The organism is Pedobacter sp. UBA5917 (genome assembly GCF_002432345.1).
In the GTDB taxonomy this organism is placed as follows: Bacteria; Bacteroidota; Bacteroidia; order Sphingobacteriales; family Sphingobacteriaceae; genus Pedobacter.
This window is the reverse complement of the sequence record NZ_DJDT01000369.1, coordinates 1-22,466: the sequence shown is the minus strand read 5'-3', so window position 1 is coordinate 22,466 and position 22,466 is coordinate 1. Positions and strand designations below refer to the sequence as shown.

Sequence of the window (22,466 nt, the reverse complement as noted above, 5' to 3'; positions counted from 1 at the left end):
GATTCTGATATTTTTAAAGATAGAAGAAAATCATTCCTTGAATATGATGAAACTTACTTTTGGACCTGCACAATTAAGGATTGGAAGCACTTATTAAAGTCGACCAATTATAAGTAAATAGTCTTAAATTCCTTAAGAAAACTCGTTAAGCAAAGTTTTATGGAAGTTTATGGTTTTGTTATCATGCCAAACCACATTCATTTAATTTTGAAAATCTTAAAACCAAATGGCAAAGAGAAACCAAGTTCAAGTTTTTTGAAGGATACTTCTCATGAATTAAGAAAAGACCTCATCATCAATAACCCTAATATTTTAAGACTTTTTGAGGTAAGCGAATCAGACCGGAAATATAGAATATGGCAAAGGGATTCGCTCGCAATCAATATGTTTGATATTAATATTTTAGAGCAAAAATTAAATTATATTCATTATAATCCATTTCAAGAACGGTGGCGTTTAGCTCAAAATACAGAAGATTACCGTTGGTCATCTGCCAGATTTTATAAAACAGGTATTGATGATTTTAATATACTGACTGATTATAGGGATGTATTTTAATTCATGTTACCTTCGATGATGATTAAGACATAAAAATGATTATGGTTGGTGAGCCACCAACCATAGAAGTAGTGAAATAGAGAAATCTATCTCGGAACAGATTTCTCGACTACGTTGCACTCCGCTCGAAATGACATTACGAGGGAGCTTAGCCGCCAATTATAACTTCTTAATACCATTTTTACAACATTGCCCCAGGTAATTTTCCTAACTCATGGATACATCCGAAAGAATGAAACCTCCTTTTATGGATTTTATTGAAATGGTTCGAAGATTCGAAAGAAAACGGATTGAAGATAAACTTGTAAATGTGTTTCCTTTCTTCATTCAATTTTTCTTCCAGTTTAGCGTTTTCCAGATTTTGAGTGTTGTGGTTCGTTTCCATGATGATATAAATTATTGAAAACCTGGCGGGCTTTCAGGGTTAACAATTTTAATAATAATAAAAAGCTATTTTAAAATTTGCTTAACCTTATACCACGGGAATTTGATAAGGTTTCGTTCTGGAACAACAGATAATATGGCGTGGATTGCCTTTATGTTAATTAAATATAACGTTTTTATTCCACAAATAAAAATATTTCTAACAAAATTAAATACGCTCAATAAAAACTACTATTCCTATAGGTTTTGTATTTATTATTTCTATATTCAAATATTAATTAATAACATAAACCAAAATGGCAGAATTAAAAAACAAACAAACCGCATTAGGCGACGTTGCGGCAAGGCAGCTGGCAATTGCCACACGAACGGTACCCCAGATGATTTCCATCACCCCACGATGGCTAACCCATCTGTTAAACTGGATTCCCGTTGAATCAGGTGTTTACAGGTTAAATAAAGTTAAAGACGGCAGTTACGCCGAAGTAGACTGCTCGGGAAGGGATGAGCGTGAGCTTCCGCATACCTTTATCGATTATGTAGAGGATCCAAGGGAATACAACCTTAGTGCGGTAAATACAGTTTTAGATGTACATACCCGCGTTTCCGACCTCTATAGCAAGCCATATAACCAGATTTCGGAGCAATTGCGCTTAACCATCGAAAGTATTAAAGAGCGTCAGGAAAGCGAACTGATCAACAATGCAGAATATGGGCTTTTAAATAGTATTGTTGCTTCGCAAAGGATAAAAACACGCACCGGTGCACCTACCCCTGATGACCTGGACGAATTGATTACGAAAGTTTGGAAAGAACCTGGATTCTTTTTGTTACATCCTTTAGCTATTGCAGCCTTTGGAAGGGAATGTACCCGCAGAGGTGTTCCACCACCAACCGCTTCTTTATTCGGATCGCAGTTTTTAACATGGCGGGGCATTCCTTTAATTCCATCAGATAAAGTGCCTATTGTAAATGGTAAATCAAAAATCCTGTTAATCCGTACGGGCGAAAGCAGACAGGGTGTTGTGGGTTTGTACCAACCGGGGTTACCTGGCGAGCAGTCCCCTGGCTTATCTGTCCGTTTTATGGGAATTAACGACAAGGCAATTGCCTCTTATTTAGTTTCACTATACTGCTCACTGGCGGTTCTTGTAGATGATGCAATTGCTGTTCTTGAGGATGTTGAAATCGGAAAATACCATGAGTATAAATACGCATAACAACCATAACCTTCCCGATCAGGCTGCTTTAGAACAATTGGCCAATGCTTTGTTCTCTGCGCTTCCGGGTAGTAAAAATGCAATTCCGGATGTAGCCACACAACAGGAGCGGCATCATAACGATTTTAACATGGAAGATCCGCAAACGAGTTTTCCGGATCCGCATTTCGAACCTAAAACAAAGGCTTCTGTTCCATCATCTGGTTTTGGAGCCTCTCCTACAGCTGCAGAAAGTTTACAGGCGCAAAAAATTGCAGATGAAAAACTTTACCTACCGAAGGAGCCGGTTAATGCTGATGGTATTGTTCCGTCATCAGTATCAGGAAGCGGGAAATCACCATCCTATCTGGAGCATAAAAATGAATTCGATCTAAAAAAACCTCAAACCAGTTTAAACGATCCTCATTTCAATAGCATTGAGCAACATAAGACTAAAGATTTTGGAGATGGCAATCCTTTCGCCCGTCAATTCGCTTCAAGCATAGAACCCTCAGCATTATTTTCTTCGAACCACGATGAAGCGTTAATTAAAGCACTGACAGAAATAACACAAATTGGAGCAATTCAGCAACTTCCCTTTACCTCTGCGCCCGATTTAAGCGCATCGGATTATTATTTTTTAGCCAACCGCAGGGAATCTTTCCCAAACCATGATTTTTCATCAGCGCATCAAAAAGGGTCAGGAGATTTATTTACCCATGCCGCTTTATCCAAACCGCTGCTAAATGTTGATCTGATCAAAAAAGATTTCCCGATTTTACAGGAAACGGTAAATGGCAAACCATTGATTTGGCTGGATAATGCGGCAACCACCCAAAAACCCAAACAGGTTATAGATCGGATTACTTATTTCTATGAGCATGAAAACTCGAATATCCACAGGGCAGCACATGAGCTTGCGGCACGCGCTACCGATGCTTACGAAGACGCACGCGAAAAAGTAAGGTCTTTTATCAATGCGGCCTCAACAAATGAGGTAATTTTTGTGCGTGGAACAACTGAAGGTATCAACCTTGTTGCAAAAAGCTGGGGGGAACAAAATCTTAATTTTGGCGACGAAATTATCATCAGTCATTTAGAACACCATGCCAATATTGTTCCCTGGCAGCAACTTGCAGCTAAAAAAGGACTAAAATTAAAGGTTATTCCTGTTGACGACCAGGGGCAGATTTTATTGGATGAGTATGTTAAACTTATTACACCAAAAACACGCTTGGTTTCTTTTACACAGGTTTCAAACGCTTTAGGAACGGTTACTCCGGCTAAACAGATCATCGATCTGGCACATGCTGCTGGTGCAAAAGTACTCGTTGATGGGGCACAATCTGTTTCCCATATCCGTACAGATGTTACCGCACTAAATTGCGACTGGTTCGTTTTCTCTGGGCACAAGGTTTTCGGACCAACAGGTATTGGCGTTGTTTATGGGAAAGAAGACTTGTTAAATCAGACTGCTCCCTGGCAGGGTGGTGGTAATATGATTAAAGATGTTACTTTCGAGCATACCCAATACCATGATGCGCCGTCGCGCTTTGAAGCCGGAACGGGTAATATTGCCGATGCGGTTGGTTTGGGCGCAGCCATAGATTATGTAAATAAAATCGGCATTGATATCATCCACCAATACGAACATTATTTATTGCTTTATGCTACCAGACTTTTAAACGAAATACCCGGTTTAAAGTTAATAGGCACCGCAAATGAAAAAGCGAGTGTACTATCTTTTATTTTTGAAGGTTACACCAACGATGAAGTTGGTCAGGCATTAAATAAGCAGGGCATTGCAGTACGAACCGGCCACCATTGTGCGCAACCTATTTTAAGGCGCTTTGGTTTAGAAAGTACCGTAAGGCCATCGTTAGCCTTTTATAATACCTGTGCCGATGTAGATGTATTGGTAGAAACCTTATATCGCCTAAGAAGTGGTTATAAATAAAAAATAACCGTGGGTCCCGGCTTCACACCGGGACTTTTCTATTTGGTTAATATCTTTTATGCCAGGTATTTTGATTTAAATTATCATTATTTTTTGGAAATCAGGTGCAGTGGCGTTTGGCAGATACAGTCCTGCTCTACACTTTACTTCGTTGCACTCGTGTTCGTTCCGATCAGGTTTAGGTGGCACAGCCTGTGGTAATATTTGGGGTTTGCAATCGCCCCCTTTTTTTTGCGCCATACTATTAACCATTCATAGCAACGCCAGCTTTTGTATATAAACCTGATTGAAATGGGAAACCCGCATCCCGATTTTTCATCGGGATAGGATTTGAAATGAAAAGCAGGACGAACATTAAAATGAAATGCTGCCCCTGCTTTCCAAAAAACAAATAAAATATTTTTATTATTGGCAAATTCAAAAACAAAAAAAGTCCCGATTTTCACCGGGACTCTCCTATTTGGTTAATGATATTTTTATGCTAAAGCATTTTGCTTCACTACCATTTTAACTTTTTCGATTACATAATCCAATTCTTCTTTAGTGGTGTATTTACTAAATGAAAAACGCACCGATGGACGGTTTGGATCGGCATTGATACCGTTTAACACGTGCGAACCAATATTCGAACCCGAAGAACAGGCACTACCGCCCGAAGCGCAGATACCGTTGATATCCAGATTGAACAACAACATATCGGCCATATCCATTTCAGGGAAAGAAACATTGAGCACGGTATAAAGACTTTTATCGGCATCAGTTTCGCCATTAAAACCAATACCCGGGATTTCTGCAATTAATTGCTCTTTTAAATAATCTTTCAGCCCCTGAATATGCGTTTGGTGTTCGGCCATTTCGGCATAAGCAATTTCTAAGGCTTTGGCCAAACCAACAATACCATACACATTTTCGGTACCACCACGCATATTACGCTCCTGTGCACCGCCATAAATCATCGGCGGGATTTTGATATTGCTGTTTACATATAAAAAGCCAACGCCTTTTGGTCCGTGGAGTTTATGCGCTGCACAAACAATAAAGTGTGCTTTAAGCTCCCTTACATTGTGTGGGTAATGCCCCATGGTTTGTACGGTATCTGCATGGTAAATGGCATTGTATTTCTCGCAGATATCGCCCACTTTAACCATATCGGTTAAGGTACCCAATTCATTATTGGCATGCATTAACGATACAAAAGTACGCTCGTTATTTTGAAGCAGTTCTTCTAAATGATTATAATCAACATTGCCTTTTTCGTCGATATTAACGAAACTCAGTTTATCGATCTCACCATTTTTAAGCATGGTATTTAAAGTATGTTCAACGGCGTGATGCTCAATTTTAGAGGTAATGGCATGTTTGATGCCGTATGCGGCAATGCCACAACGGATAGCAGTATTATCGGCCTCGGTACCGCCAGAAGTAAAGAATATTTCGGAAGGTGATGCGTTTAACAGACCTGAAACGGTTTTACGGGCTTTCTCCACTAGCGTACGCACCTCGCGGCCAAGCGCGTGAATGGCAGATGGATTACCGAAATAGTTTTCCATCACGTTTGTCATTTCCGCAATTACTGCCGCATCCAAAGGCGTAGTGGCCGCATTATCTAAATAGACCCTTTTCATTTCTATGAATATTTAAAAGTTAGTATGTTACAAAGATGTTTTGCTCATTAACATCTTTGTTTTTAAAAGGGTTTGGATTTAGTTTTAACCAAATCCAAACCGGGATTTTATACTTTAATCCAAAGGGATTAAAGGTGTAATATTTCTTTAATATCGGAAATGATCTTGTTTGCCAAACTTTCGGCAATGGTTTCATTTTCGGCCTCACTGTAAATCCTGATAATCGGTTCGGTGTTCGAACGGCGCAAATGTACCCAGGTTTTATCAAATTCTATCTTCAAACCATCAATAGTACTGTAAGGCTGGTTTTTGTATTTCTCTTCTACCTGTTTCAACAGATTATCGATATCCATTTCTGGCGTAAGGGTAATTTTGTTTTTAGAAATGTGGTATTGGGGATAGCTGGCCCTTAATACGGAGATCGATTTACCAAATTTAGCTAAATGTGTTAAGAATAAAGCAATACCCACCAAAGCATCTCTTCCATAGTGCGATTCAGGATAGATGATACCACCATTTCCTTCACCACCAATAATAGCGTTAGTCGCTTTCATTTTGTTTACCACGTTTACTTCGCCCACAGCCGAAGCATTATATTCCGATCCTGCTTTCTCTGTTACATCGCGCAAAGCACGGGTTGATGAAAGATTGGAAACTGTATTTCCAGGCGTGTTTTTTAATACGTAATCGGCAACAGCTACTAGAGTATATTCTTCGCCGAACATGCTGCCATCTTCATTTACGAAACATAAACGGTCTACATCCGGATCAACCACAATACCTAAATCGGCATTCTGTTTCTGAACTTCTTTTGATATTTCGGTTAAATTTTCCGGAAGTGGCTCTGGATTGTGCGGAAAATGTCCGTCTGGTGTACAGTATAATTCAACAACTTTACTAACGCCTAAAGCTTTTAACAAAGCAGGGATAAAAATGCCACCTGTAGAGTTTACGCAATCGATTACTACCTTAAAATCGGCTTTTTTAATGGCTTCAACGTCCACTAAAGGCAATGCCAAAACTTTATCGATATGTTTTTGAAGGTAGGTATCGTTTTTGATTACTTTCCCTAATTTGTCTACATCAGCGAAATCAAAATCAGCACTTTCGGCCAGATCTAAAACCTCTTTGCCATCGGCATCACTGATAAATTCGCCGCTTGCATTTAATAATTTCAGGGCATTCCATTGTTTTGGATTATGGCTGGCGGTTAAAATAATACCACCACCTGCATTTTCATCAGGAACGGCAACTTCTACGGTTGGTGTTGTTGATAATCCAAGATCGATTACTTCGATACCTAAACCCTGTAAAGTTCCGATTACCAGGTTATTTACCATTTCACCCGAAATACGGGCATCGCGACCTAAAACAATGCGTTTATTGCCAGTTTTTTGTACTACCCAGCTACCAAAGGCCGCTGTAAATTTCACAATATCAAATGGCGTTAAGCCGTCGCCGGCCCTTCCGCCTATGGTTCCGCGTATTCCTGAAATCGATTTTATTAAAGTCACCGTGTATATTTTATTTTGAGGTCCAAAAATAACAAAAAAAACAAGATAGATGCTATTTAGCAAGGTTTTGCCAAGCAAATTTACATTGTTTTTATATCTACAAACACGATGTGTTTGATAGAAATTAGTCAGGCAATAAAAATCAAACGTATGTTTTAACCATTAATTATTTTTCAATTTTTACATTCATTTTCAACAATATAAAAACCCGAACCATAATATTCTTGCAACATTATTGCATAAAAGCATATTCTAACTTCACTAGCGGTTGTAAAACCTTATATTTGCATCTTTTTAAGATACAAACGGCTTTTATATGCAGCGCAAGTGGTTTCAATATTGGTTTAATTCGCCATATTATCATATTCTATATCAACAACGGAATGATGCTGAAGCCGAGTTTTTTATTGATAAACTCACCCATTTCCTAAATCCGAAGGCCAATGCCAAAATGCTGGATATTGCCTGTGGAAAAGGCCGTCACTCCATCTACCTGAACAAAAAAGGTTTTGATGTTACCGGGATAGATCTTTCTGAACAAAGCATTAAATATGCCAAGCAGTTCGAAAACAACAAATTGCATTTTCTGGTACACGATATGCGCAGGCTCTTTTACATCAACTATTTTGATGTGGCCTTAAATCTTTTTACCAGCTTCGGTTATTTTGATACCGAAAAAGAACATGTAAATGCACTTAAAACCTTTAGGAAATGTTTAACTGCTGATGGGATATTGGTGCTGGATTATTTTAACACCGAAAAAATTATCCGCAACTTAAATTCATGCGAAACCAAATCACTCGATGGCATTACCTTTAACATTACCAAAAATGTTGTTGAAGGAAAAATCATCAAAAAAATCAATTTTGAAGACAACCACAAGGTATATAATTTTGAAGAACGTGTGCAGGCCTTCAGTTTTGAAGATTTTGAGCGCATGCTTACCAAAGCAGGCATGCAGATCGAACAAACTTTTGGCAACTACAGTTTAGAGGATTTTGACCACTCCACTTCCGATCGCTTAATTTTAATCTGTAAAAAAGCATGATAGAAAGCATACAGCAATTTGATGTAGAATTGTTCCTGAAAATCCACCGCGGACTTTCAAATAGCTTTTTTGATTGGTTGATGCCTTTAATGCGCAACCGTTTCTTTTGGTCGCCGCTTTATCTGTTTATCGTTGTATTCTGTATTAAACAGTATAAAAAAACAGGTTATTATATTATTGGCATGGTACTCTTTACCTTTGCTATGGGCGATTTAATAGCCTCAAGAGTGATAAAACCCTGGGTATCGAGGGTAAGGCCCTGCAACGACATGAGTTTGGCTAACGATATCATCCATCGCGTTCCCTGCGGCAGTGGTTTGAGTTTTCCTTCTGCGCATGCCACCAACCATTTTGCGATTGCCGTATTTCTGATCTGCGTATTTTACAGTAGATGGAAACCTATTTTACCAATCGGTATATTCTGGGCATTTATCATCAGTTTTGCGCAGGTATATGTAGGTGTGCACTACCCTATTGACGTAACTACCGGTGCATTACTGGGAATTACGATCGGCGTGATCTGTTCGAGAATATTTAAAAAATTACAACCTGATTTTTAACCTATGGAAATCTGGAAACTCTGCGTACTCTTTTTCTGTGCCTTTTTGGGCGGAACAGCTATTTTTCTGGTAAAGAGCGATAAATCTAAACTGCTGAAACTGATTCTATCTTTCAGTGGGGCCTATCTTTTTGCCATTACGGTTTTACATCTAATCCCTGATGCTTACAGCGGACCGGATAAGTGGCAAATTGGTGTTTTTATCCTGATTGGTTTCTTATTGCAGATTTTTCTGGAGCAATTTTCAGAAGGTGTAGAGCATGGCCATATCCATAAACATCATGATGGACACGTTTTCCCTTTCGGTATTATGATCAGTTTATGCCTGCATGCTTTTTTAGAAGGGATGCCTTTGGCAAAAGAACAGCACAACGAATTGATTTTCGGTATTGCGTTACACCATATCCCTGCAGCTTTTGCATTGGCCAGTATACTGATGCAGAACCATTTTAAAAAGGGCAGCATTATCCTATATCTTATTTTATTTGCGGTAATGGCTCCGCTGGGTTTTTACGTAAGTGTTGGCCTTAGCAATGGTACGATTGGCGGTTTGGATGCTTATTTCAATAAAATTATGGGTGTTGTAATCGGTATTTTCTTACATATTTCTACCACAATTTTATTCGAATCGAGCGCCGATCATAAAATCAATACACGTAAAATGATCGCTGTACTATTGGGAATCGGCGTAGCATTGATCGGTTTCTTTGCCGGACATTAGTTTAGTTGGTAGTTTTCAGTTAGCAGTTTTCAGTTAACCGATTTAAACAGTTAACCGATTAACCAATCCGAACAAAGCAATCGCCCCGTAGCCGTTTTTAAGCGTTTAAATCGTTTATAGTTTTCAGATCGCAGCTATAATTCAGTAAATTAGTTTATGGAAAACATTGTAAACGAACCAGCTGTAGCTTATCAAAAAAGACGTTACACCGTTGAAGAATACCTGGAAATGGAAAAAGAATCAACCGAAAAACATGAATATTTTCAGGGTGATATATTTGCAATGTCGGGTGCGGGCTTTAAACATAACATCTTGTTTTCCAATATTTTTCTGGCGGTGGGCAATAAGTTAAAAGGAAAGTCGTGCAACATTTTTGGGAGTGATATGCGAATGAATATTCCCGAAAACACCTTATTCACCTATCCGGATATCTCTATCTACTGTGATGACGTAAAACATATTGATATTGATGAAGAAACCTTTATTCTACCAACTGTTATCATCGAAATCCTTTCACCTTCAACCAAAAATTATGATAGAGGCAAAAAATTTAACCTGTATAAAGATATCCCATCATTAAAAGAATACATCATGATCGACTCGGAATCGGTTTCGGTTGAAGCTTATTATATTAATGAAGAAAAAGAGTGGATACTTAACGATTACAAAGAGATTTCTGATACTTTCACCTTGGTTTCAATGGGTTTTGATGTGGCTTTAGCTGATATTTATGAGCGTGTGCGATTTAGCGTAAAGTAACTAAGAAGGAAGTCCAGTTTACGCTCCATTTGTATACAAAGTATCTTAAAACATGCCTTCTTTAAGCTTAACCGCAAACTGAAAATTGCCAACTGGGAACTGGACTATTTCTTCTCTTTCTTCTTTCCATAACCCCACGGACAGTGCTTGCACTTGTTTTTGCAGCAATAGCCCCGTTTTAGGTGATAGGCTTCAGTAAAAACCATCAGTCCATCTTCGTTAAAATAAAAATCTTCGCCTTCTTTCATAGCTAAAATTGAATTTTGAATGAGTGAATTGGTGAATTTTAATTGATTGAATTTTGAATGATAGAATGTTTTAACTTAGACCTTTAACCACTCAATCATTCATTCGGTTATTCTATCATTCATTTATGCTCTCATTCAATCATTCATTTGATTAAGATAACTAAAGATTCTGAAACAAGTTCAGAATGACGAACCCTGGTTAATTAAGTATTTTAACCTCAAGTTTATCCTTAAAATAATCTTTAAGCTGTTTTCCATCACCGTGCAAAGTCCACACCTGTTTCGGTTTTACTTTTTCGATGGTTTCTAAAATCGCGTCCCAATCAGCGTGATCGGAAATATAAAGCGAAATTCCGTTTTGCTGTTGCAGATTTTTCCAGCCTGACGCGAATGCCCGTACCACATTGATTGCCTTATGATAACTATGAAAAACCATTGGCGGAACGATATAAACCTGGTTTTCGTGATAATTTTTCATCACTTTACGGTCGTACATTTTGTAATTGCCCAGTTTCATGCCATAATCCTCATATATTTTAACGAATGGCATAATGCTAAAGTGCACCATTATGTTCCGTGTTGGGCAATGCTCGTTCAACAATTGGATAATCCGCTGGCTTTTGCCCAAGGCATAGGCGCCAAGCATGATATTGGCTTTGGTTTCGTTTAGTTTTTTGATTTCATCAACCGGTGAAGGATGTTTGGTTTCCGGATCTGCAAACGTGCTTTCGGTAATCAACACATCGGCCTCCACAAATTCAAAAGGCTCACAGGTTGTATCAGGCTCTATCTTATAATCACCTGTGTAAAGGTATTTAATACCTTTATATTCCATTAAAACCTGTGCAGAGCCCAAAATATGTCCGGCAGGGTAAAAGGAAATGCTTACCTCATTTATCCTGAAGGTTTCGCGATAGCTTTTGGTGAAAAAATCAACCGCGGCAAACTTGCGGTAACGGTGTTTCATAAAAGCTGCCGTAGGTGCTGTGCAATGTACATTCTGGCTTCCTCCAATGGCATGATCGCCATGTGCATGAGAAATCACTGCTTCTTTAACGGGCTGTTGCGGATCGAGGTAAAAATCGCCGTAAACACAGTACAATCCCGTTGGGGTAATGGTAATAAAATCTTCTAAAATCATGATTAGGATGAAAGGATTTAAGGATGCTATGATTCTAGTGAATTAAAAAATGATACTTTTAAATTTCTATGTTGAAAAAAATCTTCTAAAATCATGATTAGGATAAAAGGATTTAAGTAGATTATGGATTGGCACTTTTAAATCCTTCGGCCGACTTAAGAAATTGTTGATGCAGTGCTAAAACCTGTTCGATGATGGATCGCTGTTCATCATTAACAATAAAATGATCGGCCAGTTTCGCTTTTTCGCCGTCGCTAAGCTGTTTATCCATGCGGGCTTTTATCTGCTCTTCGGTAAGGCCATCGCGCTGTATCAAACGCTTTATTTTAATCCCATAAGGAGCCGTAACCAAAATAGTGGTATCGCAAAATTTATAAGAGCCGCTTTCGAACAATATTGCGGCTTCCTTTAAAGTATATGGAACAGTAGAAGGAATGGTGGCTTCCCAGGCATCAAAAGCCCTAAAAACGGCTGGATGAACCAGGGCATTTAATTGTGCGAGTGCTTTCTCGTTATTAAAAACAATATCGGCAATATGTTTATTGTTGAGTTTGCCATCTTCGAAATAACTTTCGTTGCCAAAAGCCAATTTAACACCCTCTACTAGTAAAGCATCCTGGGTCATCATTTCTTTTGCAGCGGTATCTGCATAAAATACAGGGATCCCCAATACTTCAAAAACCTTACAAACGGTACTTTTACCGCTTCCTATACCACCTGTTATCCCTACTTTATACATTATTTTTCTACTATGAAATCTATTTTGGAAGGCATTACACTTACCAATTTACAATAATCGGGAAACTCGGTTATTTTAACGGTAAACTGGCGGTGTTTTAAATTGAGCCACTCATCAGCATCAATAGTTGCCGTGATGAAACTTTCGTCAACCTGGTCAAAATTGCTCAATGCCACTAAAAAAGTAACTTTAACCTTTTTAGGATAGAGTTTTATACTGTTATAATTCCGGTTATTGATAATTTTTAAAGGTACCTCAATGGTTTTCTCCGTAAATTCATCAACCGGCAGCTTTACTTCTACCGAAGAAGGATAAATGCTCACATTTTTATGGATACTGTGCTGCAACCCTACCCTTGTGGTACTGCTGTTCTGCACTTTATCGAGTTTTAACGTATCGGTAGGCCAGAATTTTATTTTATCAAGTTCTTCCTTTGGTCCGGCAACCTTAACATATTTCGGATTGAGGATAATTTCGCTGGAGATGCCATACTGTTTTTCGAAACTCAGTTTATCGATCAGTTTTACCGGTACTCTTTTCACCATCCGTTTGGTAAAATCGAAATAAAGCGTATCAGGCTTAACAGAAATCACCTTTTGCGAACTTTCCAATTGCTTATTGATGTTATAAAGCTGATCGGAAAAAACAATAAAATCTTTTGTATTGAGCTGACTTAAATTTACGTTAACAGACGGAGGGCTGATCCTTAACCTGGCAAATAACAATTGCCAGCCCGTTCCTTCCACCCTCAAATCTATCGTATCGGATTGCAAAGGATAAAAGGCCCTTTTGGTTGGCGTATTTTTAAAAACCAGCACCGTTTTGGCCACATATTCGTATTTATTGTTCAATGCCATAAAAAGCCATGCAGCAATGGCCAGCAGCAAACATGCCAACAGGCTAAATACACGTCTTTTTTCAATTTTAGTTAATCTAATAAAGGGCATAATCCGTTAAAATCTTAAATGTAAGCAGGAAAAAACATCCAAAAATGCATTTAATCAAATGTAGTAAAACAAAAACAGTCCCGAAAGTTTTCGGGACTGCTCAAATTTTAATTATTTTTTATTAAGCTTTAGGCGCTGCCGGAGTTGTTGCTTTTGTAGCATCTAAAGAAACTGCCGATTTATCGAAACGGATTTTCACACCACCTTCAACTTCGATTAAAAAAGTTGTATCGTTCATATCTGCAATACGGCCGTGAATACCTGCTGTAGTTACAATTTTATCGCCTTTTTTCAACTCACTGATTAATTTTTTATGGTCTTTGGCTTTTTTAAGCTGAGGACGGATCATAAAAAAGTAGAACACTAGCGCAATTGCCCCAAACATGATTAACTGTCTTGGATCAAATCCGCCTGCTGCCTGTAAAATTACTGTTGATGTCATTTTTTATTTTTTTTGTGTATGAATAGTTGATGATCTTTAATGTGACCAATAATCAACTAAATTATTTTTTAGCAAGTACCTCTCCTACCAGGTGAACGGTAGAAACTGTAGGGTTTGCGTTTGAAGTGATGGTTACTACTTTATCCTGCATACCCATTTTGCCTTCGCTATTGAAAACTACGCTGATAATACCTTCTTTACCCGGTAAAATAGGCGAACCTGGCACCTGTGGAATGGTACAACCACAAGTTGCGGTTGCATTGGACACAACAAGTGGTGTTTTACCTGTATTTTTAAGTTTAAAATCGTGTTTTACCTTTTCGCCCTGCTCTATTTTACCGAAATCGTAAATTTCGCGTTCGAAAACGATAACCGGTGCATCTGCAGGAGCAACTTTAGCCGTTTTTGAGGTATCGTTACCAACAGAAACTGTTGATGCTGCTTCTGACGTTTGGTTATTTGCATTACGGCATGCTGCAAATGAAAGTGCAGCAATAGCCAGGATAAATGTTCTTTTCATTTTTAATCTTCGATTAATCCGCGGCCAATCTTTTTGATTGTATTGTTTTTCTTAAGATCGCCTAAAATTTTGTCTAAAATACCGTTTATAAATGAATTACTCTTCGGCGTACTGTAATCTTTTGATAACTCTAAATATTCGTTAATGGTTACTTTAACCGGAATAGATGGGAAGTTTAACAGTTCGCAGATTGCCATTTTCATCAGGATCGTATCCATAAGTGCAATACGCTCCGACTCCCAGTTTTTGGTTCTATCGGCAATCATATCCTGGTATTTGGCGTCATTCTGCAGGGTATGCACAAAAAGATCCTGCACAAATTTGCTATCCTCTACCCAATCGGCACTGATTTCGGTCAGTTTGTTTTTAAACGGATCATCAGAAGTAAAGTTTTTAAGGGTTTTGGCAACCATACCTTTCATTACTTCATGATCTACCTGCCAGTTGATAAATTTCTCTTCAAAAACCTGGATAATAGCCTGGCTTTTTAAAATAATTTTACGGAAAATGTATTTGATAATGTCTTTGGATGATTCTAAACTTTCGTTAGGATCAGCAAGGTAATCGGCATATTCTTTTGATGCTTTTAAAGCATTGTACACGGTTTTGCGGATTTCGGGATCAAAGCCCCAATCTACCTTATACTTTTTGATTGCAGAAACATATTCAGGATTCTGCTGCAATAAAATGCTAAACTTATTGTGTAGCAACTTCATGTTCGGATTGATATCCTCTGCTGTTTTAATGAATTTGTTTGCGCGTTCTGCCGCGTCGTTAGCAGTAAATTCGGTAACTTCTACCAATAAAGAGAGCATCCAGATGTACATTTCGTACACGCTATCGATACTTTGCATCAAGGTTTTCAAATCACCTTTAATGTCTTTTTTGTCTGCCATGTGCCATGCAAAAATGTTTTGCAAAGCTTTGATTCTTAAGTGCCTTCTGTTTAACATGAATGTAAGAACGAGTGCGGTTTTTTTAAAACCTGTTTTTAATAGTTATGATTTAATATGACGATTTAATTTTTTTAATGTCTGCAATCCGTTTTTCGGCAATCTGGTTTGCGGCAATGTTGGTCGATATATTTTCGGCCTTACTTAATTTAATTACGCTACGGGTAGCATCATAAATATTTTCGGTAAGCTGTACCGTACGTTTTTTACCAAAACCGGTCAGTTCAGAGTAGCAGGCAATTAATCCACCTGCATTGATCAGGTAATCGGGTGCAAATAAAATCCCTTTTTTCAACAGCAATTCGCTATCTAAAACCTCATCTTTTAACTGATTGTTGGCTGAACCTGCAATAATTGCAAACTTCATTTTTTCGATGGTTTTGTTGTTTACCGTAGCACCCATGGCACATGGGGCATATACATCGGCATCGGTTGTAAAAATTTTATCGGCCTCGATCGGTTTTGCCTTATACTTTCTGGCTACATAGGTTAACTGCTCCTGATTGATATCGCTGATCAATACCTCTGCATTTTCTTTTCTTAATAAAGCCACCAGGTGTTCGCCCACGTTACCAATGCCCTGTACCACAATGGTTCTACCGGCAAGCATATCGGTACCGAAAACCTCTTTAACACTGGCTTTAATCCCTAAATAAACACCCTGTGCAGTAAATGGAGCCGGATTACCTGCACCACCGATTGACTCGGGAACACCGGTAACATAATTGGTTTCCATGCGGATATATTCCATATCGCGTGTATTGGTCCCCATTTCTTCTGCGGTTATAAATTCGCCATTCAGGTTTTTAATAAACCTGCCATAGCTGCGCATTAAAGTTTCAGTTTTATCTTTTCTCGAATCGCCGATGATTACGCCTTTTCCACCGCCAAGGTTTAAACCTGTAATGGCAGCTTTGTAGGTCATTCCGCGCGATAAACGCAGCGCATCTTCAAGGGCTTCGCCTTCTGTAGCATAACTCCACATGCGTGTTCCGCCCAAAGCAGGTCCCAAAGTGGTATCATGTATAGCAATAATTGCTTTTAAACCTGTATCCGGATCATTGCAAAAAACCAACTTTTTATGCCCATAGGCACTTAATTGATCTAAAATTGATGAATCTGACGAAGAATTTGCTGGCATATTGAACGTTCGGCTAACCTGCTGCAAAATTAAAATAAAAAACGATTATTACACGTATTTAACGAAACTATAACAAAATTAATTCTACTGAAGCTAAAATAAATAAATCTGCAGGTTTTAAATGGTATGCGTTTTTTGAAGAAAAGAAGAAGATATTTGGTTCGTACCTGCACAAACCAAGGCATTATTTAAGTGGTCGATATTATTTGGAAAAGCCGGGTTCGGTTCATTTGGGTTACGAAAGTCCCGCTATCCGCTTCAAAGCCTCGGCTCGTACCTCACCTGCGGGTTTTACGCTGCTATCGGGTTTAGGTGGCAGGGGCTACCTAGGTTGCCAAAGGGCAAAGCATCGGTAACCTCGAGCGCGATAGCTTTGCGTTAGATGCCTTTGATTTAAAATAGAAATCAAGAACATCTTAATAATCAGGTTAAGGGTTTTAATTAATTTAGTTTTCTATGCCACATCTTCCATCTCACATGACCCATTTTACATCCCTTATTGTCATTATTCTTTAAAGCTTAACCACTAACTAATAAATATGCCGCATGGAATAACAAAATTATCTAAGTTTGTACAGCATGAAACATCTGAGCCAATTAAACAAATACTTTCTTAAATATAAATGGTGGATAATACCAGGAAGCATTTTCGTGGTAATTTCTAATATTTTTGGTGTTGTACCTGCACAGGTAATCGGTTATGCGGTAGATCTAATTACCGAAAACATCCAGATTTACAATCTTTTTCATGGTTTCGACCGCCAGGCCATTATTTACGACATTTTTAGCAGTAACCTTTTATATTTTGGATTGCTGGTTATTGCACTGTACCTTTTAAGGGGATTGTTTTTATTCTTTATGCGGCAAACCATTATTTTAATGTCGAGGCATATCGAATTCGACATGAAAAATGATATTTACCAGCATTATCAGGAACTGAGCCTAGGTTTTTACCGTCGCAATAATACCGGCGATTTAATGAACCGTGCCACAGAAGATGTAAACCGCGTGCGGATGTATGTTGGACCGGCAATTATGTACACCATTAATACCTTCGTATTATCGGTGCTTATTATCTGGTCGATGTTTGATGTAAACTCCAAACTGGCCGTGTATTGCCTTTTACCACTACCTTTTCTGGTGATCATTATTTATTATGTGAATACCCTGATTTTTAAGAAAAGCGGAAAAATACAGGAACGTTTATCTGATCTTTCGAGCTTCGTACAGGAACGTTTTTCGGGTATCAGGATCATTAAATCTTATGTGCGAGAAGATTATACGCGCAACATGTTCGAAATACAGAGCAACGAATACAAAAAGGATTCGATGAGCCTGGTTAAAGTTTCGGCCCTGTTTTACCCTACCATGCTTTTATTAATCGGTTTAAGCACCATTTTAACCATTTATATTGGCGGTATACAGGTAATGAACGGCAGTATCACCGCGGGGAATATTGCCGAATTTATCATTTATATTAACCAGTTAACCTTTCCGGTAACGATGCTAGGCTGGGTTACCTCATTGATCCAGCGGGCGGCAGCTTCGCAGAAAAGGATAAACGAGTTTTTGGATATCCCATCTGATATCCAATCAAAAGAGACTGAGGAAAGACCTTTATCGGGCAATATTAAATTCGACAAAGTGAGTTTTACCTATCCGGATACGGGGATTGAAGCTTTAAAAGAGGTTAGTTTCGAGATCAATAGCGGCGAATTTGTAGCGATTATCGGAAAAACAGGCTCTGGAAAATCGACATTGGCAAACCTGATTATGCGGATGTACGATGTAGAAAACGGCGCTATTGATATTGACGGGAAGAATATTAAAGGGCTGAACCTGAAAGATTACCGCAACCAGATCGGTTTTGTGCCACAGGAGGTCTTCCTATTTTCGGACACGATAAAGAACAACATTGCCTTCGGTTTAAACACAGTTACAGACGAGGAAGTATACAGTGCGGCCAAAAATGCTTCAGTTTATAACAACATTATCGATTTTGAAGAAAAATTCGAAACCATGCTGGGTGAAAGGGGAATTACGTTATCGGGCGGGCAAAAACAAAGGGTTTCTATTGCACGTGCACTGATCAAATCGCCTAAGATTTTGATATTTGACGATTGTTTATCGGCTGTAGACACTAAAACCGAGGAGGAAATACTGCAAAACCTGGGTAAAATAATGGCCGGAAAAACAAGTATTTTAATTGCCCACCGGATTTCTACCATTAAAAATGCGGACAAGATTTTAGTGCTTGATGACGGAAAAATCATCGAACAAGGCACACACAATGAATTACTTAAGCTAAATGGCAGTTATACGGAGCTTTATAACAACCAACTTTTGGAAGAGGAAACGCGCACAATTTAAATTGTATTAAAATTGTATTTTGAACTTTAAATATTTGCTTTATATTTACCGAAACCAAAAACCAACATCAATACCAACCATGGGAGAATTCGACAACAAGGAAAGAGAAGAAGTTTTTTCAAAGAAAGTAAGAGCAGGAAAGAGAACTTATTTCTTCGACGTGAAGGCTACTAGATCGGGTGATTATTATTTAACAGTTACCGAGAGCAAGAAAAGATTAGAAGACGGTGTGTTTGTAAAGCATAAAATCTTTTTATACAAAGAGGATTTCGAAAAGTTTGCAGAAGGACTGAACGAAACGGTTGATTATATCAAAACCCACCAGGATGTGGTTGAAAAACGCTATGAATATTCAGAAAATGGAGAACATAGCACCAGAACAAGCGACGATTTTACTTTTTAGTAATATAATTTCAATAAAAAGCCTCTCGATTTATAAAATTAAGAGGCTTTTTTATGCGTGATATTTTTTTTTATTTTACGCCCAAGCTAAATACGGCAATAATTAACAGGAAATAACTGGCGATAAGTACAATGGTAAGTACGCCCCAAAATTTAAACAGCGATTTTACATGATAAATGGCATCGTTAAAGTTTTCCTGATCGCCAAATAAAATTCCATGTCGCCCTTTGGCCGAAAAACGCAACAATAATAAACTCGGATAAAAAAAGAGCAAAGCCAGTAACAGGTAAAAGATGGTAAAACCGGTAGCGCCGATTGCTCCCAATGGCCCTAATTGATTGAGCATAGCCGGATTGGCACTTATGGCCGCCCCTATACCAAAGGAGCTTAAGGTTAAAAATGCCGAAACCACAAAACCCACAACCGATAAAAACCTTGCCCATTTACTCATGTCGTAAAAGTAACTCCGCATTTCTTCGGTTACAATCAATTTAACCTCCTGGGGCATTTCCTTTTCAATATCTTCCATTTATATATCTGTATTTTCGGCTAAACATAGATAAAATATAGATTTGATACAATAGCAAGGGTTTAAATAAAGGTTTTAAAAGCTTATCTTTGCGCGGTTTTAGCGGAGATGTAATACGGAAAATGTAAGATGGATGATGTGTGGGAGACCGGAAGATTGCCGACTAAAGACTATGGACTAAAGACTTAAAGACTAATAAATAATGGCATTACAATGTGGTATTGTTGGTTTACCAAATGTTGGAAAATCGACTCTTTTTAACTGTTTATCAAATGCAAAAGCGCAGGCGGCAAACTTTCCCTTTTGTACTATTGAGCCCAATGTTGGCGTAATTACAGTACCTGATGATCGTTTAACAAAACTTGCCGAACTGGTAAATCCGCAAAAGGTAGTTCCCAACACTATCGAAATCGTAGATATTGCGGGTTTGGTAAAAGGTGCATCGAAAGGTGAAGGATTGGGAAACCAGTTTTTAGGGAACATCCGTGCTACAAACGCCATTATCCATGTTTTGCGCTGTTTTGATGATGGGAACGTAATCCACGTTGATGGTTCTGTTGACCCGATCCGCGACAGGGAAATCATCGATACCGAATTACAGCTTAAAGATCTGGATACGGTTGATAAACGCATTCAGAAGGTAGAGAAAATGGCTAAAACCGGTGGCGATAAGGATGCAAAACGTACTTACGAAATTTTAACTGTAGTTAAGTCACATTTAGAAAGCGGTAAATCGATCCGTACAGCACCTTTGGCACAGGAAGATTTCGATTTTATCGAAGATTTGGGCCTGCTTACCCAGAAACCGGTAATGTATGTTTGTAATGTTGACGAAGCATCGGTTGTTACGGGCAACAAGTATGTTGATTTAGTAAAGGCAAATGTTGCTGACGAAAAGGCTGAAGTTTTGGTAATCTCTGCAAAAATCGAATCAGAAATTGCCGAACTGGAAAGCTACGAAGAGCGCCAGGAGTTTTTAGCCGATTTAGGTTTAACCGAATCTGGTGTAAATAAATTGATCCGTGCGGCGTATAAATTATTAAACCTTTATACTTATTTTACTGCAGGTGTACAGGAAGTTAGGGCCTGGACGATTACCAAAGGCTTTACAGCTCCACAGGCTGCTGGTGTAATCCACACTGATTTTGAGAAAGGATTTATCCGTGCAGAAGTAATTAAATATAACGATTTCGTAACCCTGGGTTCAGAAAATGCATGTAAAGATGCAGGTAAGCTTGGTGTAGAAGGAAAAACCTATGTAGTAGAAGATGGCGACATCATGCATTTCAGGTTTAATGTTTAATACCTAAATCTCCTAAAGGGGACTTAAAAATATAGAGCCACTCTTGCGAGTGGCTTTTTTGTTTATAACGTATTTTACTATGCTTTTTTTTGCCTCGCCTGCCTAGCCGTTCAGGCGGGGATCCGCGGATTTGCACGGAACTATGTTTACAGGTAGTAATTTATTCTGTAAAAGTCAATATTCTTGACAGAGGAATTGTAGCGCAATGATAAGCCGCCAAATTCGTCATTGTGAGAAGGCTTTTTCAGCCGACGAAGCAATCTTTCTTGAATGTATCACAAGCAGGAAAGATTGCTTCGTCGTTCCTCCTCGCAATGACGATACTTTTTATTGATTCTGCGCGAATCAGCGAAATTTACGGGAAATAATTAGAAACTTAAACCTCCAGCCCATAAGCAGCCAGTTGTATTTTGGTATCTTCGTAACTGCTGTGGTGGATACCCCTTAAACCCAAACCTTCGGCAACCTGTACAAATAACATCCTATCATCGATGTACAAACTGGTTTCTACATCACTTTGCGAAATATCGATGGCTACCTTAAAAATATCGGCATCGGGCTTACGGAAATGTACAAAACTCGATGACACGAAAAAGTCAACAAATTCATTCAGTTTAAAGGTATTGATGCGGTACTGGTTCAGTTCCCTGCCCTCGTTGCTGATTACGGCTACTTTAAGGTTATATTTCTTTTTAAGCTCACAGATCAACTGGATCATTTCGGGATAGGGAAGTGATTTTTTGAACATAAACTCCTTAAAATCATCGTATGTAAAATTACGTTCTTCGAAGAAAACAATGCGTTCCAAATATTCATCAAGCGTAAGTTTACCCACTTCGTAGGTATCGAAAGTAAGGTGATGGCGTTCTTCGAGATCAACTGAATCGAGGTTAAAAAGCACAGCTGCTTCTCCCCTTGCCTGCCTATCCCAGCCGTTGGTTAACAAAACGCCGCCGATATCGGTAAAAAGTGTGGTTATTTTCTTCTGCATGATATAAGTTTAAAGTAAAACGCCTTTCAAAATTAATACGGCAACGCTAAAATAGATTACAATCCCGGTTACATCAACCATAGTAGCCACAAACGGAGCTGATGAGGTAGCGGGATCGAGCTTTAGTTTTTTCAGGATAATAGGCATCATCGAACCGATCAAACTTCCCCAGAGTACAATGCCTACCAGCGTAAAAAATATAGTTGTGGCTATTAAAAACCAATGCGGCCCATAATTATACAAATGTAATTCCTGCCAGGTAACAATGCGGATAAAACCGATTGTGCCCAAAATAATGCCAAGTAAAGCCCCTGAAACAAGTTCGCGGCGCATTACACGCCACCACTCGGCTATGGTAACTTCGCCAAGCGCCATGGCCTGGATAATCAGGGTAGAAGCCTGCGAGCCACTGTTA

At 38.6% G+C, this 22,466-nt stretch carries 23 protein-coding genes; 10 read left to right on the top strand and 13 right to left on the bottom strand.

All coding sequences use genetic code 11. The features are described 5' to 3' along the window. The first annotated feature begins 159 nt into the window (after positions 1-159). The 3 genes from B2V92_RS25685 (at position 160) to B2V92_RS25675 (ending at position 4,098) form a co-directional block, all read left to right on the top strand. Positions 160-558 (top strand): transposase, encoded by a 399-nt coding sequence (locus B2V92_RS25685; RefSeq protein WP_293313489.1) that lies wholly within the window; start codon positions 160-162, stop codon positions 556-558. Between the two features lie 680 nt (positions 559-1,238). Then, positions 1,239-2,162, top strand: a complete 924-nt coding sequence (locus tag B2V92_RS25680) for a family 2A encapsulin nanocompartment shell protein (RefSeq protein ID WP_293313487.1) — start codon at positions 1,239-1,241, stop codon at positions 2,160-2,162. Beyond that, positions 2,143-4,098, top strand: a complete 1,956-nt coding sequence (locus tag B2V92_RS25675; protein WP_293313485.1) for a family 2A encapsulin nanocompartment cargo protein cysteine desulfurase — start codon at positions 2,143-2,145, stop codon at positions 4,096-4,098. The genes B2V92_RS25680 and B2V92_RS25675 overlap by 20 nt, the downstream gene beginning before the upstream one ends. A 476-nt stretch (positions 4,099-4,574) precedes the next feature. Here the strand turns inward: B2V92_RS25675 and B2V92_RS25670 are convergent, their stop codons facing one another. Further along, on the bottom strand, positions 4,575-5,723 hold the full coding sequence (locus B2V92_RS25670) for a cysteine desulfurase family protein (protein WP_293313483.1): 1,149 nt from the start codon (positions 5,721-5,723) through the stop codon (positions 4,575-4,577). Positions 5,724-5,851: 128 nt separating this feature from the next. Next, on the bottom strand, positions 5,852-7,237 hold the full coding sequence (gene glmM / locus B2V92_RS25665; protein WP_293313481.1) for a phosphoglucosamine mutase: 1,386 nt from the start codon (positions 7,235-7,237) through the stop codon (positions 5,852-5,854). A gap of 316 nt (positions 7,238-7,553) precedes the next feature. Here glmM and B2V92_RS25660 point away from each other — a divergent pair, with 316 nt between their 5' ends. The 4 genes from B2V92_RS25660 (at position 7,554) to B2V92_RS25645 (ending at position 10,324) form a co-directional block, all read left to right on the top strand. Further along, positions 7,554-8,285: a class I SAM-dependent methyltransferase gene (locus B2V92_RS25660; RefSeq protein ID WP_293313479.1), complete on the top strand. Its 732-nt coding sequence runs from the start codon at positions 7,554-7,556 to the stop codon at positions 8,283-8,285. After that, a complete protein-coding gene (locus B2V92_RS25655) occupies positions 8,282-8,845 on the top strand; it encodes a phosphatase PAP2 family protein (RefSeq protein ID WP_293313477.1) in 564 nt (187 codons plus the stop codon). The genes B2V92_RS25660 and B2V92_RS25655 overlap by 4 nt, the downstream gene beginning before the upstream one ends. 3 nt (positions 8,846-8,848) lie before the next feature. After that, on the top strand, positions 8,849-9,565 hold the full coding sequence (locus tag B2V92_RS25650) for a ZIP family metal transporter (protein ID WP_293313475.1): 717 nt from the start codon (positions 8,849-8,851) through the stop codon (positions 9,563-9,565). Between the two features lie 156 nt (positions 9,566-9,721). Next, positions 9,722-10,324, top strand: coding sequence for a Uma2 family endonuclease (locus B2V92_RS25645; protein ID WP_293313473.1), 603 nt, complete (start codon positions 9,722-9,724; stop codon positions 10,322-10,324). Positions 10,325-10,428: 104 nt separating this feature from the next. Here B2V92_RS25645 and B2V92_RS25640 read toward each other — a convergent pair whose 3' ends face one another. The 8 genes from B2V92_RS25640 to B2V92_RS25605 all read right to left on the bottom strand — a co-directional run bounded on the left by B2V92_RS25640 (position 10,429) and on the right by B2V92_RS25605 (position 16,455). Then, entirely contained in the window at positions 10,429-10,572 is a 144-nt protein-coding gene (locus B2V92_RS25640) for a DUF5522 domain-containing protein (RefSeq protein WP_162799929.1), read from the bottom strand. 199 nt (positions 10,573-10,771) lie between these two features. After that, on the bottom strand, positions 10,772-11,713 hold the full coding sequence (locus B2V92_RS25635) for an exonuclease (protein WP_293313469.1): 942 nt from the start codon (positions 11,711-11,713) through the stop codon (positions 10,772-10,774). 121 nt (positions 11,714-11,834) lie between these two features. Then, positions 11,835-12,452: a dephospho-CoA kinase gene (coaE, locus tag B2V92_RS25630; protein WP_293313467.1), complete on the bottom strand. Its 618-nt coding sequence runs from the start codon at positions 12,450-12,452 to the stop codon at positions 11,835-11,837. Further along, the gene (locus tag B2V92_RS25625) at positions 12,452-13,399 is read right to left on the bottom strand and encodes a CdaR family protein (RefSeq protein WP_293313465.1); all 948 of its coding nucleotides are present in this window, start codon (positions 13,397-13,399) and stop codon (positions 12,452-12,454) included. The genes coaE and B2V92_RS25625 overlap by 1 nt, the downstream gene beginning before the upstream one ends. Before the next feature lie 121 nt (positions 13,400-13,520). Then, positions 13,521-13,841 carry a preprotein translocase subunit YajC gene (yajC, locus tag B2V92_RS25620; protein WP_293313463.1) on the bottom strand — a complete coding sequence of 107 codons (321 nt, stop codon included), beginning with the start codon at positions 13,839-13,841 and terminating at the stop codon, positions 13,521-13,523. 61 nt (positions 13,842-13,902) lie between these two features. Next, entirely contained in the window at positions 13,903-14,361 is a 459-nt protein-coding gene (locus tag B2V92_RS25615) for a DUF1573 domain-containing protein (RefSeq protein ID WP_293313462.1), read from the bottom strand. A gap of 2 nt (positions 14,362-14,363) precedes the next feature. Beyond that, positions 14,364-15,314 (bottom strand): transcription antitermination factor NusB, encoded by a 951-nt coding sequence (gene nusB, locus B2V92_RS25610; protein ID WP_293313460.1) that lies wholly within the window; start codon positions 15,312-15,314, stop codon positions 14,364-14,366. A 52-nt stretch (positions 15,315-15,366) separates the two neighbouring features. Beyond that, positions 15,367-16,455: a Glu/Leu/Phe/Val family dehydrogenase gene (locus tag B2V92_RS25605; RefSeq protein ID WP_293313458.1), complete on the bottom strand. Its 1,089-nt coding sequence runs from the start codon at positions 16,453-16,455 to the stop codon at positions 15,367-15,369. Between the two features lie 579 nt (positions 16,456-17,034). Between B2V92_RS25605 and B2V92_RS25600 the strand changes: the two genes are divergently transcribed. Then, positions 17,035-18,825 (top strand): ABC transporter ATP-binding protein, encoded by a 1,791-nt coding sequence (locus B2V92_RS25600; RefSeq protein WP_293313456.1) that lies wholly within the window; start codon positions 17,035-17,037, stop codon positions 18,823-18,825. A 79-nt stretch (positions 18,826-18,904) separates the two neighbouring features. After that, on the top strand, positions 18,905-19,228 hold the full coding sequence (locus B2V92_RS25595) for a DUF3276 family protein (RefSeq protein WP_113947092.1): 324 nt from the start codon (positions 18,905-18,907) through the stop codon (positions 19,226-19,228). 70 nt (positions 19,229-19,298) lie between these two features. Here the strand turns inward: B2V92_RS25595 and B2V92_RS25590 are convergent, their stop codons facing one another. Further along, the gene (locus tag B2V92_RS25590) at positions 19,299-19,757 is read right to left on the bottom strand and encodes a hypothetical protein (protein WP_293313453.1); all 459 of its coding nucleotides are present in this window, start codon (positions 19,755-19,757) and stop codon (positions 19,299-19,301) included. Positions 19,758-19,959: 202 nt separating this feature from the next. Here B2V92_RS25590 and ychF point away from each other — a divergent pair, with 202 nt between their 5' ends. Then, positions 19,960-21,060, top strand: coding sequence for a redox-regulated ATPase YchF (gene ychF / locus B2V92_RS25585; RefSeq protein WP_293313451.1), 1,101 nt, complete (start codon positions 19,960-19,962; stop codon positions 21,058-21,060). 376 nt (positions 21,061-21,436) lie between these two features. Here ychF and B2V92_RS25580 read toward each other — a convergent pair whose 3' ends face one another. Together B2V92_RS25580 and B2V92_RS25575 are read right to left on the bottom strand one after the other, a co-directional pair. Further along, a complete protein-coding gene (locus B2V92_RS25580) occupies positions 21,437-22,051 on the bottom strand; it encodes an HAD hydrolase-like protein (protein WP_293313449.1) in 615 nt (204 codons plus the stop codon). A 9-nt stretch (positions 22,052-22,060) separates the two neighbouring features. Then, the coding region (locus B2V92_RS25575; protein WP_293313447.1) for a magnesium transporter at positions 22,061-22,466 on the bottom strand (406 nt) is incomplete at its 5' end.